Origin of the sequence: Paenibacillus flagellatus (assembly GCF_003217775.1) — a bacterium.
GTDB classification, from domain to species: Bacteria; Bacillota; Bacilli; order Paenibacillales; family NBRC-103111; genus Paenibacillus_AB; species Paenibacillus_AB flagellatus.
In genome coordinates this window covers 308,822-329,813 of record NZ_QJVJ01000006.1, presented here as the reverse complement: position 1 = coordinate 329,813, position 20,992 = coordinate 308,822, and the positions used below count along the sequence as shown (strand labels likewise).

11 protein-coding genes are annotated in these 20,992 nt (G+C 60.8%); all 11 read left to right on the top strand.

Going from position 1 to position 20,992, the window contains the following annotated elements:
• The first annotated feature begins 17 nt into the window (after positions 1 to 17).
• The 11 genes from DLM86_RS15655 to DLM86_RS15605 all read left to right on the top strand — a co-directional run bounded on the left by DLM86_RS15655 (position 18) and on the right by DLM86_RS15605 (position 20,944).
• The gene (locus DLM86_RS15655) at positions 18 to 5,666 is read left to right on the top strand and encodes a discoidin domain-containing protein (protein ID WP_245954642.1); all 5,649 of its coding nucleotides are present in this window, start codon (positions 18 to 20) and stop codon (positions 5,664 to 5,666) included.
• Between the two features lie 188 nt (positions 5,667 to 5,854).
• Entirely contained in the window at positions 5,855 to 8,182 is a 2,328-nt protein-coding gene (locus tag DLM86_RS15650) for a helix-turn-helix domain-containing protein (protein WP_110840965.1), read from the top strand.
• Between the two features lie 335 nt (positions 8,183 to 8,517).
• Entirely contained in the window at positions 8,518 to 9,411 is an 894-nt protein-coding gene (locus DLM86_RS15645) for an ABC transporter permease (RefSeq protein WP_425453971.1), read from the top strand.
• 16 nt (positions 9,412 to 9,427) lie between these two features.
• Positions 9,428 to 10,288, top strand: a complete 861-nt coding sequence (locus tag DLM86_RS15640; RefSeq protein WP_110840964.1) for a carbohydrate ABC transporter permease — start codon at positions 9,428 to 9,430, stop codon at positions 10,286 to 10,288.
• Positions 10,289 to 10,343: 55 nt separating this feature from the next.
• Positions 10,344 to 11,909, top strand: a complete 1,566-nt coding sequence (locus DLM86_RS15635) for an extracellular solute-binding protein (RefSeq protein WP_110840963.1) — start codon at positions 10,344 to 10,346, stop codon at positions 11,907 to 11,909.
• 27 nt (positions 11,910 to 11,936) lie between these two features.
• Positions 11,937 to 12,998 (top strand): amidohydrolase family protein, encoded by a 1,062-nt coding sequence (locus tag DLM86_RS15630; RefSeq protein ID WP_110840962.1) that lies wholly within the window; start codon positions 11,937 to 11,939, stop codon positions 12,996 to 12,998.
• 32 nt (positions 12,999 to 13,030) lie between these two features.
• Positions 13,031 to 13,384 (top strand): Rieske (2Fe-2S) protein, encoded by a 354-nt coding sequence (locus DLM86_RS15625; protein ID WP_110840961.1) that lies wholly within the window; start codon positions 13,031 to 13,033, stop codon positions 13,382 to 13,384.
• A 534-nt stretch (positions 13,385 to 13,918) separates the two neighbouring features.
• A complete protein-coding gene (locus tag DLM86_RS33000) occupies positions 13,919 to 16,504 on the top strand; it encodes a DUF7948 domain-containing protein (protein WP_110840960.1) in 2,586 nt (861 codons plus the stop codon).
• 428 nt (positions 16,505 to 16,932) lie between these two features.
• On the top strand, positions 16,933 to 18,525 hold the full coding sequence (locus DLM86_RS15615) for a spore germination protein (RefSeq protein WP_245954611.1): 1,593 nt from the start codon (positions 16,933 to 16,935) through the stop codon (positions 18,523 to 18,525).
• A 44-nt stretch (positions 18,526 to 18,569) separates the two neighbouring features.
• Positions 18,570 to 19,853 carry a Ger(x)C family spore germination protein gene (locus DLM86_RS15610; RefSeq protein ID WP_158289488.1) on the top strand — a complete coding sequence of 428 codons (1,284 nt, stop codon included), beginning with the start codon at positions 18,570 to 18,572 and terminating at the stop codon, positions 19,851 to 19,853.
• Positions 19,850 to 20,944 carry a GerAB/ArcD/ProY family transporter gene (locus DLM86_RS15605; protein ID WP_110840958.1) on the top strand — a complete coding sequence of 365 codons (1,095 nt, stop codon included), beginning with the start codon at positions 19,850 to 19,852 and terminating at the stop codon, positions 20,942 to 20,944. The genes DLM86_RS15610 and DLM86_RS15605 overlap by 4 nt, the downstream gene beginning before the upstream one ends.
• The last annotated feature ends 48 nt before the right edge of the window (positions 20,945 to 20,992 follow it).

The window sequence follows — 20,992 nt, the reverse complement described above, 5'->3', positions numbered from 1 at the left end:
AGGCTTCAGCTTTGAGAATGAAACGCAAGAAATCGTGGATCGTTCGCTTGCTACTCTTCGTCGTCCTGTTCGGAACGATGCCGCTCCCGCTGCCGGCCCCGATCGCCGCAGCCGAAGCGTCGGCCGATACGCCGGCGCCGGCCGCCTCTGCGTCGGCCATCCCCGCCGCGGATCAAGCGCTGCCCCGGACGATGTGGCAGACGGCCGCATCGGCCAGCGGGACCGGTTCCGCCCCGGCCATGGCGATCGATTCGTCGCTGTCGACCCGATGGACGAGCGGCGCGGCGCAGGCGGCGGGGATGTGGTTCCAGATCGACACCGGGCCGGGCGAGAAGACGTATACCAGACTGACGATGGATGCGGGCGGCTCCGCGAACGACTATCCGCGAGGCTACGAGATCCGGGTTTCCGACGACGGCGTCGTCTGGAGCGAGCCGGTCGCCGCCGCCGTCGGCTCGTCGGGCCAATCGACCGTCCAGTTCCAGCCGCAGACGGCCCGATACGTCCGGATCGTGCTCACGAAAAGTGCCGGGCTGTGGTGGTCGATCCACGACCTGAATGTGGTCGGGGAGCTGGCGCCCGATCTCGTGCCGCCGACGGTACCCGGCAGCGTGACCGTCGTCTCCAAAACGGATACCGAGGTTGAGCTCGCTTGGGCGGCTTCGAGCGACAATATCGGCATTTCGGAGTACGAGATTTACGCAGGCGGAGCCGCACCGGTCGGCCGGTCGCCGTCGACGACGTTCAGAGTGATGGGGCTGACGCCGCAAACGGCTTACAGCTTCACGGTGCGGGCCAAAGACCTTTCCGGCAACGTGTCCCCGGCGAGCGTTCCGGTGACGGTCACGACGGAGGGCGTGATCTCGCTCCCGATTATCGCCCGATACGACATGGAGCCCGACGCCTCGGCTCCGTCCGTTCTGGTCGACCGGAGCGGCCACGGACATGACGGGGAAATCCCGGGGACCGCCTCCTTCACGGAGGGACGCGCCGGCGGGAAAGCGCTGAAGCTTATCGGAATCGATCCCGTACGGGTAAACAAAACGACCCAGCTCGACAACGTTTCGTCCAAGCTGACCGTCACCGCTTGGATCAAGCCGGACGACCTGAACGGCAACCTCCCGATCGTCTCGAAGCGGGACGACAACTGGAAAGGGTCGACTTTTTATATGCGGCTGATCGGCAATCAGCTCGGCTTTACCGGGGATTACGGGCAATCGAACTATAACTGGTGGTATCCGTCTTCGGCGATCGTCGCCGGCCAGTGGGTGCATGTGGCGGTCGTATTCGAGAAGAACGCCGGCCTGACGTTCTACGTCAACGGCGAGCCGATCGGACGGAGAGACGGCGCCGAGGTCGGCAAGGACCTGCTGCCGAACGACGTCGATATGCTGATCGGCGCGGAATGGCATTGGGATACGGCTACGCGCACGATGAAAAAATATGGGTTCCGCGGGGCGATCGATTCGCTGCGCATCTACGCCGCGCCGCTTACGCCCGGGCAAATCAAAGCGGATATGAACGATACGATCTCGATCCGTCCCGTCGAGGCGGGCGATTTCACGAAGCCGACCAAGTGGGCGACGTTCCGGCTCGTGCGGTTCGACATGCCGACCGGCTTGTTCACGAAGGGAAGCGCCCAAATCCATCAAAACGCCGTACGCAAAGCCGGTCCCGATGCGGTCGATTGGCCGGACATCACGCTGCGCATCCCGCAGGCCGACAACACGGTGAAAACGGTGAAACCGTTCGCCGCCGGCGCGAAATACGAAACCGAAATTTTGCTGCAGCGTGAAAGCCAGAGCAAGAAATATTTTCAGCAGCCCACGGACAACGTGCTGGAGCCCGGCAATCATTGGGTGCGCGGCGTGTCGTGGCGCTGGGGACAGACCTACCTGTACAATACGGACCGCACGTCGCGGACGTGGGTATGGGATCACGAGCTGTGGACGTTTCCGGTGAAGATCGCCGGGAGCGAGTCCGGTTCGGTGAAGCGGGTCGTATTGAAGGTTGACGGCAATGTCATCTACGACAGCGGCGGCAACGCGTACGATTCGCTTACGCTGCTGCTGCCCCAAAACGAGCAAGGCAAGCCTTACGAGCTGTGGGTGGACGGCAGAGGGCCGGTTCGCTTCGATGCGGGGCTGCAGCCGATCGAGCCGGGCAATCCGAAAGACGTGCCGATCCCGGTAAACGCCGCAGTTCCCGGACCGGGCCCCGCAATCGCCGTCGCAAGCTTGGAGCGTCCCGAGACGTTCCCGAATCAGGACGCTTGGGACCGAGACGTCGCGGCGCTTCCCGTGCCGCAGCCGGCCGCACCCGGATACGTTCCGGACCGATCGTCGATCGCCCGTCATGTCGGGGTCGACGTCCCGCGATCGCCGGAGACGATCAACTTCGTCTATATGACGCACGGCATGAGCTCGGGCGGATTTTACCATTCCGAGCACCGCAGCGTGGCCGCCCGATATCAGGACATCGGCACCTTGGAGCAGTATGCCGACTATGTAAGCCGAACGGGATACGACCGGGTGTTCGAGTTCGGCATGTTCGGCGCCGCCGACAGTCCGAACGCGCACGAGAACATGGCGGAGGCGCTGGATCGGCGAGGCGTCCGCTTCGGAGTCGTGCCGCTCTCGGACTTGGACACCATCGACATGCGCAGCCCGAACCTGGCGTTCTACAGCTACAACTTGCCCGACTTCCGCGCGCCGCTGTACCGTGACGTCCAGCTCGGCCTGCAGCGCCTCGCCGCTTACCCGAACATGACCGGCGTCAGCATCGGAGCGGACAATTCGCCTTATCTCCCCTACTGGGATTGGACGCCGCCCATTCCGAACCGGCCTTGGGGAACCGCCTATACGGCCTTCCAGTCCGGAGCGGGACAGCCGCTGTCGACGCCGATCGCGTCCAGCCTGATCGGCTCCTACAACCGGAAGGAGCACGAGTACTATGCGCCCGCCAAACCGTTCCTCGACTATGTGAAACGATACGACGATACGTACCGGCAGTACGGTTATTTCGCCAGAGCCGTCTCCGAGGTCGATTCCGGGTACGTGACGACGACGGGGTCGTTCGGCAGCTCGGCGGGCAACGGCGCCCGCGGGGGATTCCCGACGGGTACGATCGACGCGGGACCGATGCACGAACGGCTGCCGGTGCAAACCGCCTATGATTGGAACGAGCTGGACAGCTCCAAGCCGATGCATCTCGTCGCTCTCATCGACCGGCTTCGCAGCGCCGATCCGGGCAAAACGACTTGGGCGACGCAGGACGACTTCAGTCTGTTTTTCGGCAAGACGGACCGTCAAAAAGCTTATGCGCTCGCCTTGACCCGGGGCATTCAAGCGATCGGCACGAACGTATTGCCGAACGACCGGGGGCCTTTGGCGAAGCCGCAGACAATCGCCGAGCAGAAGGAGCTGTACGATTGGATCCATCGATACGGCGGAGCTTACGCGATGACCGAGCCGACTCCCCCCGTAGGCATCCTGTACGTCAACGAGCAATCGCTGCTGAGAGGGGTCGTTGGCGGCGAAGCTCCAGAAGACGACAAGCTTCTGAAAGGATCGCATGAGGGGAAAGTGACGGAGGCGCTCTTCCTGACCCATGCGGCGGGCTGGCCGTCGAAAATCGTGACGCCGGACGAATTGAAGCGGGGGCTGCCGTCCTCGATCAAGACGATTCTGCTTGTCGGCTTGAACGACGTGGACGACAGCTGGCGTTGGTACGACGGAATCGCCGGCGAGCTGCAAAGCTTCGTGGACCGGGGCGGTCGCCTGGTGAAGGATGCCGAGTCCGTCTCGCCGGTCGCCGCCGTCGATACGGGCATGCAGATCAGAGCGTACGTCATCCAGAGCAGAGAGGACAAGACGAATGCGCTGCTCGACCGCAACGCCGACAATATCGCGAAGTTTCGGGCGGCGATGATCGGAGCCGAAGCGCCGATCGCCGTTTCCGGCGATCGCACGATCTGGGCGATTCCGACGCGGTCCGGCGATACCCGGTACGTCACGGTCGTGAACCAGAAGCACGATCCGACCCCGGGTCAGACGCAGCATTTGATCGGGCAGACGGGAGCGTTGGCCTGGAATGCCGAGAGGCCGATCTACGATATTCGCAAAGGCCGAAAAGTAACGGTGCAGGAAGCGACGTACGTCGATTTGCGCACGGAAGGCTTCGCGTGGTACGCGCTGCCGCCCTCGGAGCCGACGACCCCGTCGGTATCGGTCGCGAAGCGGCCGGACGGCTTCTACGAAGCGTTCGCGACCGTCAACGGCGCAAGCCCGTCAACCGGACCGATGACCGGCATACCGGTCGAGCTGACGGTCACGCACCGGGTCAGCGGCGATACGGCGACCGTATATTCGGCCACCGGCCTGACGGCGAAGCTGCCGCTTCGCGATACGGACGCTCCCGGCGTCTATACGGTGGCCGCGAAGGAGCTGCTTAGCGGCCAGACGTCCGCCGTATCCGTCGAGGTGCAGACGCCTCCGGCGCCGGCGAATACGCCGCAAGCCGCTAGCCTGCACCGGGAAGCGGACATCCGCAAGTTCGCGGAGCGGACGAACGTACCGGTCACCGTCGCGCTGACCGCGGCGCAGCGCGACGATCCGGCGATCGCGGAGCAGGCGAAACGGCTCGTCCAATGGCTGACGCAGCGGGGACGCAGCGCCAAGCTCGGGCTAGCCGAACCCGGCGGGGTGGTGACCGGTCTGCAGGACTATCAATCGTCGTACGTCAAATACCCGCAGTGGAAGACGATCGAATCCGATCTCGTGCTGATCGGCAACCGTTCAAACAACGTCTTGCTGCTCGACCAAGCCCGCGGCTTCCTGCTTCCGAACCGAGGGGCGGACATCGCGCCGGGCCAGGCGGCCGTCGGCGTGGCGAAGTCGCCGTTCGTCGGCGAGTATCAGGCGCTCAATATCGTCTCCGGCGATACGGCCGGTTTGGCGGCGGCGGCGGATCGTCTGCTGCAGCTTCCTCCCGCTCTGCCGGACGCACCGCAAGGGCTGACGGTAAAGCGCATCACGGATACGACGGTCGAGCTCCGCTGGGCAGCCGTAGGCGGGGCGACGGAATACGACGTCGAGCGGCGCGAGAGCGGGCATGCCGGATGGAACCGGATCGGCGGCACGCCGGGCGCCTTGACAAGCTTCGCCGATACGGGGCTGCGGCCGGATTCGTCGTATACGTACCGCGTAAGGGCGAAGCATGCGGCCGGGAATTCGGAATACGGCGACGAGCTGCGGGTCGTCACGCTCCGAGCGGTTGGCGAAACGCCGCTCGACCGGACCGGCTGGACGGCGACGGCATCGTCCAACGGCGGCAACGCCAAATTCGTACTGGACGGGAATGCGGCCACCCGGTGGGATACGGCGACGGCCCAAGTGTACGGACAATCTTATGTCGTCGACATGAAGGCCGACCGGACGTTCCGCAAAATCGTTCTGGACACGACGGGGAGCCGGTACGATTATCCCCGGCAGTATGAGGTATACGTTTCGACCGACGGCGTCGATTGGGGTTCTCCCGTCGCGACCGGCGGGGGTGCGGCGGTTACGCCGATCGCATTCGAGCCGCGTACCGCGAGATACGTCAAGATCGTGCAAACCGGCCGCGCCGGCAACTATTGGTCGATCCACGAGCTGACCGTCTACTGATTCGCAGCGGACGATCGGGAACGGACGGATGCTAGAAACGGGAAGAGCCGCGATTGGAGATGCGGCTCTTCCTGTTTTTGTCATGCCCTTGTCCGTCCGCCCCCTTTCAAAATAGTTATATTATTTCTAATCATATTGGAATATAATGAAAAAAAGTTTCCAATATCCGAAAGGGGGACGACCTGAAAGTGAAACGGTTGGTCAAGCCGCACTCGTTTCATCTCGCGCTGTTTTGGCGTTTTTTCGTCAGCTACTTCGTCCTGATCCTCGTGCCCGTCATCGTAGCCAGCGCGTTCACGTACGTCTTCGTGGTCCGGCTTATCGAAGGAGACGCCGAGCGGCAAAACAACACGATCATGCGCCACTTCTCGGAACAGACCGACGCCACCTTTTCCTCGCTCCAAACGGACATGATCCGCATGCTCAGCGGCCCCAATCTGGGGAGCTTCCTGCGGATCGCCGGCGAGCCGCCCGACAATCAGCAGCGCAACGAGCTCGTCCACTCGCTCATGGACCAATTGGGCAAGTTCGATACGGGGGACTTGACGTCCAGTGCCTACCTGTACTTCGCCCATTCCGATCTCGTCGTCGACATCAACACGCATACGACCAAAGATTTTTACTTCGAGCACTATTACCCGATCGACCGGGTCGACCGCCAAGACTTCTTCGCCAATTTCAAGGGCAAGAAGATGATGGAGTTCACCGAGCCCCACACGCTGTACCGGAAGCCGCTGTTCGAAAGCAACGTGCCGTCCGCCGATTCCAACATTTCGGTCGTCATGAGCTATCCGTTCAACAGCGATAACCCGGACGTCTACCTGGTCGTCAATGTAAGCGCAAACAAGCTGAGCGAACGGATCGGCATCGGCGAAAGCTGGGTGACGGGAACGGCGATCGTCGACGGCGAAGGCCGCGTCATCGGCCATGCGGGCGCGGCGGAATACGACCCGGCGGCGATGAAGGAGGCGCTGCGCACGCACCGCGAGGGCGATCTTTTTGTAAACGGCGATCGGAAAGCGCTCTCATTTATGAAATCGGGGTTCGACGAATCGTGGCGGTACGTCAGCTTCATCGATTGGCAGGCGCTGCTTCAGCCCGCGAGGCTCATCCGCATGCTGAGCATCGGCTTCCTCGTCGGTTTCCTCGTCATGGGCAGCCTCGTCTCGTATTCGCTCAGCCGCCGCATGTACGCCCCGATCCAGGAGATCAAGACGGGGCTTGCGTCCCGGCGCCGGACGGAAGGCGCGGCACGGCACCGGGGCGACGACTTTGATTTGATCAAACGGTTTTCGGACCTGATCATCGTCGAGAACGAGCAGCTGTCGCGGCTCGTCGGCGGGATGTATCCGATCGTGCACCAGCATTTTATCGCGAAAATGCTGCTCGGCGAATACCGGGACGCGCTGTCGATCGATTATTACGCGAAGGAGATCGGCTTCGCTTACGAGCCGAAGGCGCCGCGAACGGTGCTGTGCATCGATATCCAATTTTACGAGCAGGCGGAGGAGCGGCTGTCCGAGACGTCCAAATCGTTCCTGACGGCCGAGCTGAAGCAGCGCATCCCGGGCGTATCGCCGTCGCTCGTCTGGGTGTGCGAAACGCGGGCGGACCTCGTCGCCTGCGTCGTGCAGCACGATCCGATTCTGCACGTCGGCCCTCGGGAGACGGCGGAGGCCGTCAAGCTGCTGCTCGGTCAATACGGGGCGTACTGCAAGGCGTCGATCGGCGTCGGCCGCACCGTCCACGCCGTCGAGGAGCTGCATCTGTCTTACGCCCACGCCAATGCGATGCTGGCGCATAAGAGCATGGAGGCCGGGGTCGAAATATGCCGCGAGGAGGCGGGATGGGCGGAGCGCGTCCCATGGGACGGCTTCCTGTCGGCGCAAGAGGTGAACCGCATCTTCAACCTGTACAAAAGCCGCGAGTACGACAAGCTGCTCGCCTCCGTCTTCGACATGCTGGAGGCGGGGAGGGCGCGCAGCGCCACCGCGCGCCAAGTGAAGGCGTTTTGCCAGGACGTGCTCCATGCGTGGATTCGGGCGGTCGAATCCGAGCGAAGCGACTTCGGCATCGCCTATTATTCGGGTCTGCTGGACCGGCTCGGCCGGTGCGTCTCCTGGGACGACGTCCGCCGCTGCTTCGAGGGCATCCATGCCGAGCTGTTCCGGGAGGAGGAGACGACCGACCGCGGCGCGATGTTCGCGGACATCGTCCGGTATATCGACGAGCATTACGGCGAGGAGCTGTCGATCGAAATGTTCGCGGAGCGGATGAACATGTCCGTCGGCCACTTCAGCCGAACGTTCAAGGAGGAGGTCGGGGAAAAGTACGTCGAATATATCGCCCGGCTGCGCATGACGAAGGCGAAGGAGCTGCTGCTCGAGACGGATTGGCGCATCGACGACATTGCGGAGAAGGTCGGCTATTGGGGGCGCAATTCGTTCATCCGCATATTCCGCAAGTACGAAGGCATTACGCCGGCGAAATACCGGACGATTCACCAGCGTACTTAGGCGTCACTAGGCGTACTTAAGCGTACTTGGAAACAAGCCGAAGACTCCTTTTTTTGGGGAGTCTCTTTTTTTTCCTGACGCCGGCGAAGGGGCGAGGCGGGACGCGGCTCGCAAAAACGGAGACGCCGCGGAAAAATGCGCGCTTTACCGGGGGCGCTCCGAATCCGTATAGTGGACGCAAGACCGGCGCCGCCGGGTCGGCCGGCCGAAGCGACAGGAAGCAAGAGGCGGTGAAGCCCGTTTTTGCAAGCGGTTTCGCGAGCGCCGAAACGATAAACGGACGAAAGGAGTGTGGACGTTTGGCCAACAGAGGCAGACTCGCTTACTTCGGGTACATGCTGAGGAAACACAAGGCGCTTTATCTGCTCATGCTGCCTGGCATTTTGTATTATGTGGTGTTCAAATACGTGCCGATGTACGGGGTCGTCATCGCGTTCCAAAATTTCTCGGTCGGCCGGGGCATACTCGGCAGCAAATTCGTCGGGCTGGATCATTTCGTCGAATTTTTCGTCAATACGCCGGATTCGTGGAAGCTGATCCGCAACACCGTCATGCTGAACGTGTACGACCTGCTGTTCCATTTCCCGGCGCCGATCGTGCTCGCGCTCCTGTTCCACGAGCTGCGCAACAAGAAGTTCAAGAAGTTCGTGCAGAGCGTCAGCTACATGCCGCATTTTTTGTCCACCGTCGTCATCGCGGGCATCCTCGTGACGTTTTTGTCCCCGTCGACCGGCGTCGTCAATTTCGTGCTCGTGAAATGGTTCGGCATGGAGCCGATCCTGTTCCTCGGGCTGCCGGAATGGTTCCGGACGATCTACGTCGGCTCGGAAATATGGCAGAAGGTCGGCTGGGGGACGATTCTGTACTTGGCGGCGATCGCCGGCGTCGACCCGACGCTGTACGAAGCGGCCAAGATGGACGGCGCGAACCGGTTTCAGCAAATGCGCCACATTACGTTCGTCGGCATGATTCCCGTCATTATCGTCCTGTTCGTGCTCAATCTCGGCCATTTCATGGAAAGCGGGTTTCACAAAATATTGCTGCTGTACAACTCGATGACGTACGAGACGTCGGACGTCATCAACACGTTCGTCTACCGCCGGGGCGTCCTCGACGCGGACTTCAGCTTCGCGACGGCGGTCGGCTTGTTCCAGTCGGCGATCGGCTTCGTGCTCGTCGTCGCGGCGAACCGGATTACGCGCAAATATTCGGAGACGAGCTTGTGGTGAAAGGAAGGGAACGCGAATGAAAATCAAGGAAAGCTGGGGCTCGAAGCTGTTCGACGCGTTCAACGTGCTCCTCATGCTCCTGCTTGTCGTCGTCATGCTGTACCCGATGGTGTACGTCTTCTCCGCCTCGATCAGCGACAACGCGATGGTATCGAGCGGGCGGGTGCTGCTGTGGCCGAAGGCGGTGACGCTGGAGGCGTACGGGCGGATCGTCGCCAACCCGGACGTCTGGATCAGCTACTGGAATACGATCCGGTATACGGTCGTCCATACGGCGCTGACGCTGATCGCCACGGCCGCGATGGCGTATCCGCTGGCGAAAAAATGGCTGCCCGGCCGCCGGGCCGTCCTGCTCATGGCCGCCTTCACGCTGCTGTTCAGCGGGGGGCTCATCCCGACGTTTCTCGTCGTGCAGAAGCTCGGCCTGCTTAACTCGATTTGGGCGATCGTGCTGCCGTCGCTTATCAGCACGTGGCATCTGTTCATCATGCGGACGTTTTTCGAGGCGCTGCCCGAGGAGCTGGAGGACGCCGCCACGATCGACGGGTGCGGGTCGGTGCAGGTGCTGCTGCGCATCGTCATGCCGCTGTCGCTGCCGGTGCTGGCGTCGATCGCCTTGTTCACCGCCGTAGGCCAGTGGAACGCTTTTTTCGACGCACTCATTTATTTGAAGGACAAGAGCATGTACCCGCTGCAAATTATGCTGCGCAACATTTTGATCGCCGGCTCGAACGTGCAGGGCGAAGGCGACCTCGACTTCGTCGTGACGCTGAAATACGCGATGATCATGATCGCGACTTTGCCGATTCTTTGCGTGTACCCGTTCATTCAGAAATATTTCGTCCAAGGCAGCATGATCGGCGGCATCAAGGGATAGCGGAGCTTCGTCGTCCGTTCCCATATACATTGTCGAAATCAAGGGAGGTTGTCCGATGAAACGAAGCAAATGGATCGCTACGACGCTCGCCACGGTCATGCTGGCCGGACTGGCGGCGGCCTGCGGCGGCAAGACCGATTCCCCGGCGGACTCGAAAGGAACGGACGGCTCGGCGCCGAAGCCGATTACGTTCAGCTGGCTCGTGTACGACAGGCCGGAAGGAAAGGTGCGGACGGACTGGGAAATTTTCAAGGAAATCGAGGCGAAGACGGGCGTCAAGGTCGACTTCCAGGTCGTGAGCCAGGAAGGGCTGACCGAGAAAAGACAGATCATGATCGCGACCAACTCGGTGACCGACTTCATCCAGGTGACGACGCAGGAAGGCCGGGAGCACGGACCGGAGAAAGTGTTTCTGAACTTGAAGGATTACCTCGACAAAGCCCCGAACCTGAAAAAGTTTTTCGACAGCTACCCGGAGGCGAAGGCCGTCGCGACGGGGCCGGACGGCGGCATCTACACGGTGCCGATTCTCGAAGGCGACCCGGAAGGGAAAGGGTTCAACTTCGTCTGGTACGTCCGCAAGGACGTCATGGAGAAGGACGGCTTGAAGCCGCCGACGACGATCGACGAGTTTTACCAGTTTCTGAAAGATTTGAAGGCGAAGCATCCCGACTCGTACCCGCTCGTCTCCAACTCGCCGATCGGCGACACCGGCTTGTACACCGTCATGGGCCGGGCGTTTACGGGCATCCAAGGGTTTTTCAACCTGAACCCGGTAGACGACAAATACGCGTTCGCCCCTTACCACGACGGGTATAAGGAAGCGATCGTCTTCCTGAACAAGCTGTATACCGAGAAGCTGCTCGACCCCGAATATTCGCTGCTGACGGCGGCGCAGTGGGAGGAGCGCATCCTGAAGGGGAAATCGTTCGTCACCTACTTCTGGAAGGCGGACCTCGACAGCCTGACGCAAAAAGCGCGGGCGGCCGGCGCCGGGCAGGAGTACGAGCTGAGCACAATTCCGCAATTCGCCAAGAGCGGCGTCAAAAATTACCAATATTCCCGTCCGCTGATCGGCAACGTCGGACGCGCCATCTCGGCGAAGGTGAAGGACAAGGAGCGGGCCGTCCAATTCCTCGACTATCTCATGAGCGAGGAAGGCTCCAATTATTTGTCGCTCGGCATCCAAGGCAAGACGTACACGCTCGAGAACGGCAAGCCGCTGTTCATGAAGGAGTTCGGCGCGAGCCCGTACGTGCCGCTGCGCCGCGATTACGGCGTCTGGTACGACAACATCTCGCTCAACAACGCGAAGGCGCGCGACGCCTGGGAGCGGGGACTCGACGAGAAGAGCAAGGCGATCAACGCGAGCTACGAGAAATATATCGTGCCGGCGCCGAAGCAAATCGTCAAAACCGAGGAAGAGATGGAGCTCGAGAAGTCGAAGCTGAACAACCTGAACAAGTTTCTGGAGCAAAAAATTACCGAGTTCGTCGTCGGCAAAACGCCGATCAACGATACGACCTACAAGCAGTTCCTCGACCAGGCGAAAAAGCTCGGCTCCGACGATCTGCTCAACATGTACAATACGGCGTACAAACGGACGTACGGCGCGAAATAACGGATGGCCGAGGAGGCGAGAGAGCATATGCCCCGTGACGAGAGCTTCAAAGTGATCGACGTGGACGTCCACAACGAACAGAGCGACGCCGCGCTCGTCCCGTATTTGCCCGAGCCGTGGAGAAGCAGGGTGGCGAGCGGCGGCGTCGGCTTCGCCGGCTCCGGGTACCATTCGCCCGTCGGCGTGCTGCGGAGGGACTCGGTCCCTCCCGGCGGAGGCAAGGCGGGCTCCGATCCGGACTTCATGATCGAGCAGCTGGTGAACGGCTACAACGTGGAGTACGCCATCTTGACCGGCGTCGTCTACAACATATCGGCGACCCACGACCCCGACTTCGCCGCGGCGATCTGCTCGGCGTACAACGATTTCCTGATCGAGGAATGGCTCGGCAAAAGCAAGGCGTTCAAAGGAGCGATCGCCGTCGCCACGCAGGACCCGGCGCTCGCGGCGCGGGAGATCGACCGGATCGGCGGACATCCCGACATGGTCGAGGTCATCATCTCGAGCGCGGCCCGCGCCCCGCTCGGCCAGCGGCAGTACCATCCGATCTACGAGGCGGCGGAGCGCAACGGCTTGCCCGTCGCCCTTCACCCGGGCGCGGAAGGGGCGGGCAGCTCCACCCCGCCGACGGCGGCGGGATATCCGTCGCGGTATATCGAGTGGCATACGTGCCTGTCGCAAATGTTCATGGCGCATCTCGTCAGCATGGTATGCGAGGGCGTGTTCGAGAAATTCCCGAAGCTGAAGGTCGTCCTCGTCGAGGGGGGCATCGCCTGGCTGCCTCACATCATGTGGCGTCTCGACAAAAATTACAAGGCGCTTCGGTCCCAAGTGCCGTGGCTGAAAAAGCCGCCGAGCCAGTATATCCGCGAGCACTGCTACGTCTCGACCCAGCCGATCGAGGAGCCGGACAATCCGCAGCATTTGATCGACCTGTTCAACATGATCGACGCCGAGAACATGATTTTGTATTCGAGCGACTACCCGCATTGGGACTTCGATGCGCCGACGGCGATTTTGAAGCGGCTGAGCCCGGAGGCGAAGCGGAAAGTGTTTTACGAAAACGCGAAGAAGCTGTACCGGCTGTGAGGCTTGGGAAAGCGGAGGGAGGAGGCGCGCGAATGGCGGTGCATTACGTCTTGGACGCGGACGACGTGCCGGATGGCGGGCGCGCCGTCGTAAACGTCGAGGGGCGCGAGATCGGGGTATACCGGATCGGCGGGCAATTTTACGCGCTGCACAACTATTGTCCGCATCAGGGCGCGCCGCTGTGCGCCGGTCACGTCTGCGGCACGACGCTGCCGTCGGACGTATACCGGTACGAGTACGGGCGTGCGGGCGAGATCGTCCGCTGCCCGTGGCACGGCTGGGAGTTCGACATCAAGACCGGCAAGTCGCTGATCAGCGACAAGGTGCGGACGCGCAGCTACAAGGTCGACGTGCGCGACGGCAAGATCGGCATCGTGATCGGGTAGGCGGGGCTGCCGGAGCCGGACGGTCGGGCCGGGCGGACAGAGCGCTGACGGTCGTCGGCGGCTCGCCGAGCTGGCTCCCATCCGGTCGCCGGCGGAATTAAGATACGAATGAGGGATAGGGAATAACACATGCACCGATCTTAATTGGTTTCGTCGACCGGATCCGTATCCCTGGATGGATCCGACGTTGTTAGCCAATCTCTTGCATAAATCCGTGGAACCCGACCGTATTTGGCCGGGTTCTTTGTTTATTTGACATCTTGAAGTCGCTATTACCGGGGATTTTACCCGAATGTATTCTTTACATTCCGATTTATTAAATATCGCCGAACGCCCGGCTCTTCCGCTGGCGCAGCCGTTCTCCGGGCACCGACGACGCCTGATCAGGATCGGCCGTTGTCGAAACCGGACAACATCGGCCTCCGGAGAGTTTCCCAAGATAAATACACAAGCAAGCCGAATTGACGCCACATACAGATGTAGGAAACCCCAACCCATGCCTTGTCATCTTACATTAGAAGGGAGGACGACCCGTTGCATGCCGAGCAACGTATACGGAAGGCCTACTCCAAGATTCCACTTTTGTTTATTCCCAATGTCGGGCAAGTGGACGATTCGATAACGTTTTATGCGGAGGGTAACGGATTTCGGTATGCTTTCGCACCGGATCGTATAACGATGACCTTTTATACGGCTGACCCTTCGCCTTCATCAGTTCGCGGAGCCGGAACCACCGGTTCACGCTTGCATGAGCGGGACTTGCAAGAACATGAACGTCCACTGAAGGGTGTCAACCTAGTCTGGCGGTTTCGGCACGCCGAACCCGATATGACCGTGGAAGGGGCCTTGCTGGAAGCCGGGACGGTCAACTTCTTTCGCGGCAACGACCCGAAAAAGCATCTTACCCGCGTTCCGATGTACCGGGAAGTCGTATGCCGGAACGTATGGTCCGGAATCGATGTCGTCTTTCGCGGCGGTGAAGGAACGCTCAAGTACGATGTGATGCTGCAGCCGGGAAGCCGCGTAGAGAACATCCGCCTGGTATGCGAAGGCGCCGATGGGATTCGAATCGACGATACCGGGAATTTGCTAATCGATACCCCATTGGGAACGCTGACGGACCAAAAACCGGTTGCTTATCAAGACGTACGGGGAAGGAGGGAAATGATAGATTGTGCTTTTACCTTATACGAGGAAAGTGCTGGAATCCGGATCGTCGGATTCGAGCTGCTGGGAGACTACGATCCGAACCATCCCTTGGTCATCGATCCCATCCTCCTCTATTCCACCTACCTCGGGGGGATCGGCCCCGGTCTGGAAACCGAAGGTCTTGGTATCGCTGCGGATGATTCCGGCCACGCGTATATGACAGGCTTTACGAATATCGCCAACTTTCCCACGACCCCCGGCGCCATTCAACCGTCCTTGAATTTAGGGGGTCAAACCTACGATGCCTATGTGTTAAAGATGAACCCCGAGGGTACCGCCCCCGTCTACTTGACCTATCTCGGAGGAAGCGATCTCGACAAGGGCTTCGGAATTGCGGCGGATGCTTCGGGAAACGCGTATATAACGGGTGTTACCCGATCCCACGATTTTCCGACGACCTCCGACGCCCTGGACCCAATGTTGAGAGGGATACAGGAAGCTTTTGTGACCAAGTTAAACCCCACGGGAACCGCTCTTGTCTACTCCACCTTCCTGGGGGGAAGCGACAGTCTGCGAGATGAAGGGCATGGAATCGCCGTGGACGCTCTCGGTAACGCGTATATAACCGGAATTACGGATGCTCTCGATTTTCCGACGACCCCCGGCGTTTTTCAACCGTCATACGATTCCGAAATCGATTCATTCGTAACCAAGCTCAACCCTGCAGGCTCGGGCCTCGTGTATTCGTCTTATCTCGGAGGATCCGGGCAAGATATCGCGAGTCGAGTCGCCGTCGATGTTTCCGGCCACGCTTATGTAACCGGGTGGACGGACTCCACCGATTTTCCGATACAGAACGCCTTGTTCAACACGTTTAGCGGCTTCCAAGATGCTTTTGTGACCAAGGTGAACCCGACGGGTACCGCGCTCATTTATTCCACCTACCTCGGGGGAACCAGTCTTGATCATGGGAACGGTATTGCGGCAGACGTCGAGGGCAACGCCTATGTAGCGGGAACGACCAGCTCTTCCGACTTTCCGACGACATCCGGCGCCTTCTCCACATCGAACAACGGCAGCGAGGATGCTTTCGTAGCCAAGCTGAACCCGGCGGGCACAGCCCTCCTCTACTCCACCTATCTCGGAGGAAGCGAAGCCGACGGGGCTAACGGTATTGCGTTAGATGCTTACGGAAACGCCAATATCATAGGCACGACATTTTCAGCAAACTTTCCGACGATCCCCGGCGCCTTTGAAACCAAACTGGGAGGCAGCGAAGACGCCTTTTTGACCCGCATAAGCTTGACGGGCTCCTCTTTGCTTTATTCTTCTTTTCTCGGAGGGAACTTTTTTGATTCGGGCACCGATATCGCCGTTGATGTATTTGGTACGGTGTATGCCACTGGCAGGACGAGATCGCTCGACTTCCCGGTCACTCCGGGAGCCTTTCTTCCGAATCCCAACGTTGATCCGTCCATCACAAATGCTTTCATAGTCAAACTCGGGGAGTATGTTGCGCCGCCGGGACCACCCGGTCCGCCCGGGCAACTCGGACCACCCGGACCACCCGGACCACCCGGATCACCCGGGCCGCCCGTACCACCCGGACCATCGGGACCGCCCGGGCCATCCGGTTCACCTGGAACGCCAGGGCTTTCAGGAACACCCGGGCTTCTCGGCCCGCCTGGGCCTTCAGGAACGCCGGGACTGCAAAGATCGGCTGGACCGCCAACTATACCGGGACCGGAAGGTCCGCCGGGACCACCGGGACCTGCCGGCTCCGTTCGTAACCGCGCGATTCAAAAATTGTGCAAGAAGCTGCTGATGAAAATGCTGAAAAAACGGAAGAAGACAAAGAAGGATCGTAAGGCAAAAGGACGTAACGGTTTATTAAAGGTGGTTTGCAAGCCGTGCAGGCCGCGAAGATCCACCAAAAGAGAATCGATCCGTTGTCCCAAGGTCCGTCGTTAAGGAAAAGTCGCATGGAAGATACAAATACGATCGCTCTTCATCGAGGAACTGGATGAAATTTTGAAACGCACTGGCAATCCGTCGTCAGTTGCGTTTTTTGTTCTGCGCCTGTCAAGCAAGGGCAAATTGTCGAGCAACGGGCAGTACTGTTCCGTATTTTGTAGGGGGATAATAACTTTTCCGGAATAGTAAGGGTTGTTGTGGCGTAAAAACCACAGTCTAACGTTTCTCTTGTTGCTGCCGCCGCCGTGGACGTAAAGCGGAATATGGGAACGGGGATGTTCCGGCGACCCTTTGCCGAACAACAGCCGGGTCGGATTAATCCTAACTATACCAAGTGGGTCGCAAAGGAACCAAATCGGCGGCGTATCGGGATTGGTAAATATTCGCATACTAATCGAAACGAAAAGCAAGGAGCGACCCGTCACTTGTTCACTCGATGGCCCGGCCGAAACCGGCAAAACCGCAAATCATCCGAATACGGGCGAAACGACCGTCGCGAGACGCCGGCCAAGCTCGGAACGTCGCTGGCGGAGACGCTGGACGCGATTCGGCTCCGAATGGGGACGAGTCCCGACATCGTAATCCGGGAATGGGCGGAAGCGGACGGGACACAAGGCCCGAAATCGGCCGTCTGTTACGTTGACGGGCTGGTCGACGCCGAACGGCTGACCGAGCTGCTGGAGAGCGTGGCGGGCTTGGCGGCGGACGCGACGGTTACCCCCGAAACCGCCTTTTCGACCGCGAAGCGGCACATTCCGTTCGGCGGCGTCGCAACGCTCGACAAGACGGAAGACGTCTGCTCCTGCATGCTCGACGGCTGTGCGGTCGTGCTCTTCGACGGCTCCCCGGTCGCGGCCGCCGTCTCGATTCCGGGAGGCGCTCGGCGGGCGGTCGAGGAGCCGAGCTCGCAGACGGTGATCCGCGGTCCGAAGGAAGGGTTTACGGAAGACCTTTCGACCAACCTGGCGCTGGTCCGGCGGAAGCTCCGAACACCGGATTTGCGCGTGGAGTCGCTGACGATCGGCCGGTATACGCAGACCAAAGTCGCGGTCCTCCATTTGCAGGGGGTCGCCAACGACGAAGTGGTGAAGGAAGTCGGTTTGCGGCTCCGCGCGATCGACACGGACAGCATTTTGGAGAGCGGGTATATCGAGGAATTGATTCAAGACGCCGCCGTCACTCCGTTTCCGACGCTGATGAATACGGAACGGCCGGATACGGTGGCGGGCTGCCTGCTGGAAGGGCAGGTGGCGGTTTTCGTGGACGGGACGCCGTTCGTGCTGATCGCGCCGATTACGTTCTTCAAATTTTTCCAATCGAGCGAGGACTACTACCAGCGATACGACATCTCGTCGTTTCTTCGCGTTATCCGGCTGACGTCGTTCTTGGTGGCGATGCTTCTCCCGTCGTTATATATCGCGGTCACGACATTCCATCAGGAGATGCTCCCGACGACGCTGCTCATCAGCTTGGCCGCCCAACGGGAAGGGACGCCGCTGCCGGCCGTGCTGGAAGCGCTGCTGATGGAAATCACGTTCGAGATTATCCGCGAAGCGGGCGTCCGGATGCCGCGCGCGATCGGACCGGCCATCTCCATCGTGGGCGCCCTCGTCCTCGGCCAAGCGGCGGTACAGGCCGGACTCGTCTCGGCCGCGATGGTGATCGTCGTATCGTTCACGGCCATATCCAACTTCGTGCTGCCGACGATCAATATGGCGGCTACGGTACGGCTGATCCGGTTCGCGCTCATGTTTCTCGCCGGCACCCTCGGCTTGTTCGGGATCATCGCCGGGCTCGTTCCGCTGCTCGTCCATCTGGTGTCGCTCCGGTCGTTCGGCGTCCCTTATTTCATGCCCGTCGCTCCCTTCCGGAAAGGCAACTGGAAAGACTTGTTCACCCGGGTGCCGTGGTGGGCGATGAAGCGGCGTCCGGCCGGCATTGCGACGGGAAATCTGAGCAGACAGGCCGACGAGCAGAGGCCGAAGCCGCCGCCGGCTTCCGGGCGAAAGGAAAACTAAGGGCTGGACGAACGATGCCCGTCGGGGAGGAAAAGGTCGACATCATGAGTGCATACGGACGCCTGCTGTTCGCCGTCGCCGTCTGTTTGGCGCTGACCGGCTGCTGGAGCCGAACCGAGCTCAACGAACTGGGCATTACGACCGCCACGGGGATGGACTTGTCGCACGGGGAATGGATCGTCACCTACCAGACGATCGTACCGTCCGCAATGTCGACCGGCACCGGCGGCGCTTCCGGCGCCAACGCGTCGCAGACGCCGGTTCACGTGTTCTCGACCAAGGCGAAGACGATGCGCGAGGCGGTCGCCTTGAGCGATCTGGAAAATCCGCGTCGGCTGTACTTCGCCCACAACAACGTTCTGGTGATCGGAAGAGAAGCGGCCGAGGCCGGCATCGGCGAAATCGTCGACTTGTATTTCCGCAACCCCGACGCCCGGGAAACCGTCATGGTGCTGCTCGCGGAAAACAAGGCGAGCGACGTGTTGAAGCAGTTCGTTCCGCCCGAAAGGCTGCCCGGCACGGCGATGGCCGATATTTTGCGCAAAGAAGAACGGTTCGCCTCCTTCTTCCCGGCGGTTTCGATGTACGAGCTTGCCATGAGCATGAATTCCGACGCCAGGGGGGCGGGCGTGCCGGAAATCGTATTGAAGGGCGAGGACGAGCAGCTGGAGTCGCTCGACATCTTCAAGAAAACGTCGACCCCGAGCAAGCTGCGGCTGTCCCGCCTGGGCGTCTTTCACGGCGACCGTCTGGTCGGATGGCTGGGAAGGGAGGAAAGCCGGGGTGTCTCCTGGCTGTCCGATCGGGTGAAGGGGACGACGATCTCGTTCGAATGTCCGGGTTCGGGGAAGCCGGCGAAGCATTCGTCGTTCCGCGTCGATCGTGCGAAAACGCGCGCGACGCCCGTGAAGAAGGGCGGCCATTACGCGATGGAAATCGAGGTGAAGGCGACAGGCGTGCTGCTGGAATCGACCTGCGGCCAGGATTTGACGAAGCCGGATCGAATGGGCGAGATGGAGAAGCAGATCGAGGACCGAATCCGGCGCGATATGGCGAGCGGATGGCAGGCGGTCAAAAAGCTCGGGGTCGACCTGCCCGGCTTTGCCGACAAGGTGCATCGCCGTTTTCCGCGCGAATGGAAGCGGATGAAGGGAAGGTGGGAGAGCGAGCTGGCGAAGCTGGAGCTGACGTATCGGGTCGAGGCGACGGTCCGGCGGACCGGGCTGTTTCAAAAATCGTTCGACGAGCTGCAGCGGGAAGGGGAACGGGATTACGGGGGAGCCGACCGGTCGGGGAGCGGCGGAACGAAAGGGGGAGGGGCTCGATGAGCCGAACGGCGGTACGGGTGTCGGAGCTGGTCGTCGGTCTCGTTCTGTTCGAAATCGGCAGCACGCCGCTCTTCCTGCTGGGGGGCAAGGCGAAGCGGGATGCATGGCTTGCGATGGGCATCGGAGCGGCGATCGGCTTCGTCCTGCTACTGATGTATTTGAGCATCCACCGGAGAGATCCGGAGCGCGACTTGTTCGAGCTGTGCCGGCGGTATTGGGGAAGGTGGGCCGGCGCTCTCGGCGGACTCGCCTTCTCGCTGTATTTCGCCTACGAGACGTCCCGGAATTTGCGCGATTTGGGCGAGTTGACGGTGCTGACCTTGCTCGTGAAGACGCCTCTCTTTTTCATCATGATCATCACGATCGCCGTTGTGGCGAATACGGTGCTTCACGGCGCGGAGGTGCTGTTCTGGACGTGCTTGACGCTGTTTCCGATCGTCATCGGAAGCTACGCCCTCATCGTCGGCCTCATCGCGGGGGTAGGACTGATTCATCCCGAGCTGATGCTCCCGGTGCTGGACGACGGCTGGAAGCCGGTATGGGACAGCGCGTTTCCCGAGATCGTCTCGTTTCCGTTCGGGCAAACGGCGCTGTTTCTCGTCTTCCTCCCCATGGCGAAAAGAGGGAAACGGCTGTCCGCGGCCGTCATGACGGCGTACGGAGGCGTAGCCGTGTTCCTGATCGCGATCAACCAAATCAATATTCTCGTGCTCGGACCAATGCTGGCGGCCAACGCGACGTTTCCGCTTCTGCAGACGGTGCAGCTGATCCAAATCGCCGAAGTGTTCGAACGGATGGACATCTTGTTCGCCCTGCTCCTGTATCTCGGCTTGGGGATCAAGATGGCGGCCTTCTACACCGGCGCGGTTATCGGATTGGAGAAAGTGACGGGAATCGCCTACAAGAAGCTCGTCGTTCCGACGGGGGCGGCCATCTACGCGATGGCGTTTCTGTCGCCGAGCTATACCCATCACATCTGGACGGGGCTGGTCGTCTTCGTCAATGCGGTATCGCCGGTATTCCAGATGGCGCTCCCCGCGCTGCTATTCGTCGCGATGCTCGTCCGACGGAACCGGCGGGGGCGGGCGTAAGCCGTTGCCGGGTCCGACGTTCTTCCGTGCGGGGAAAAAACCGCTTTG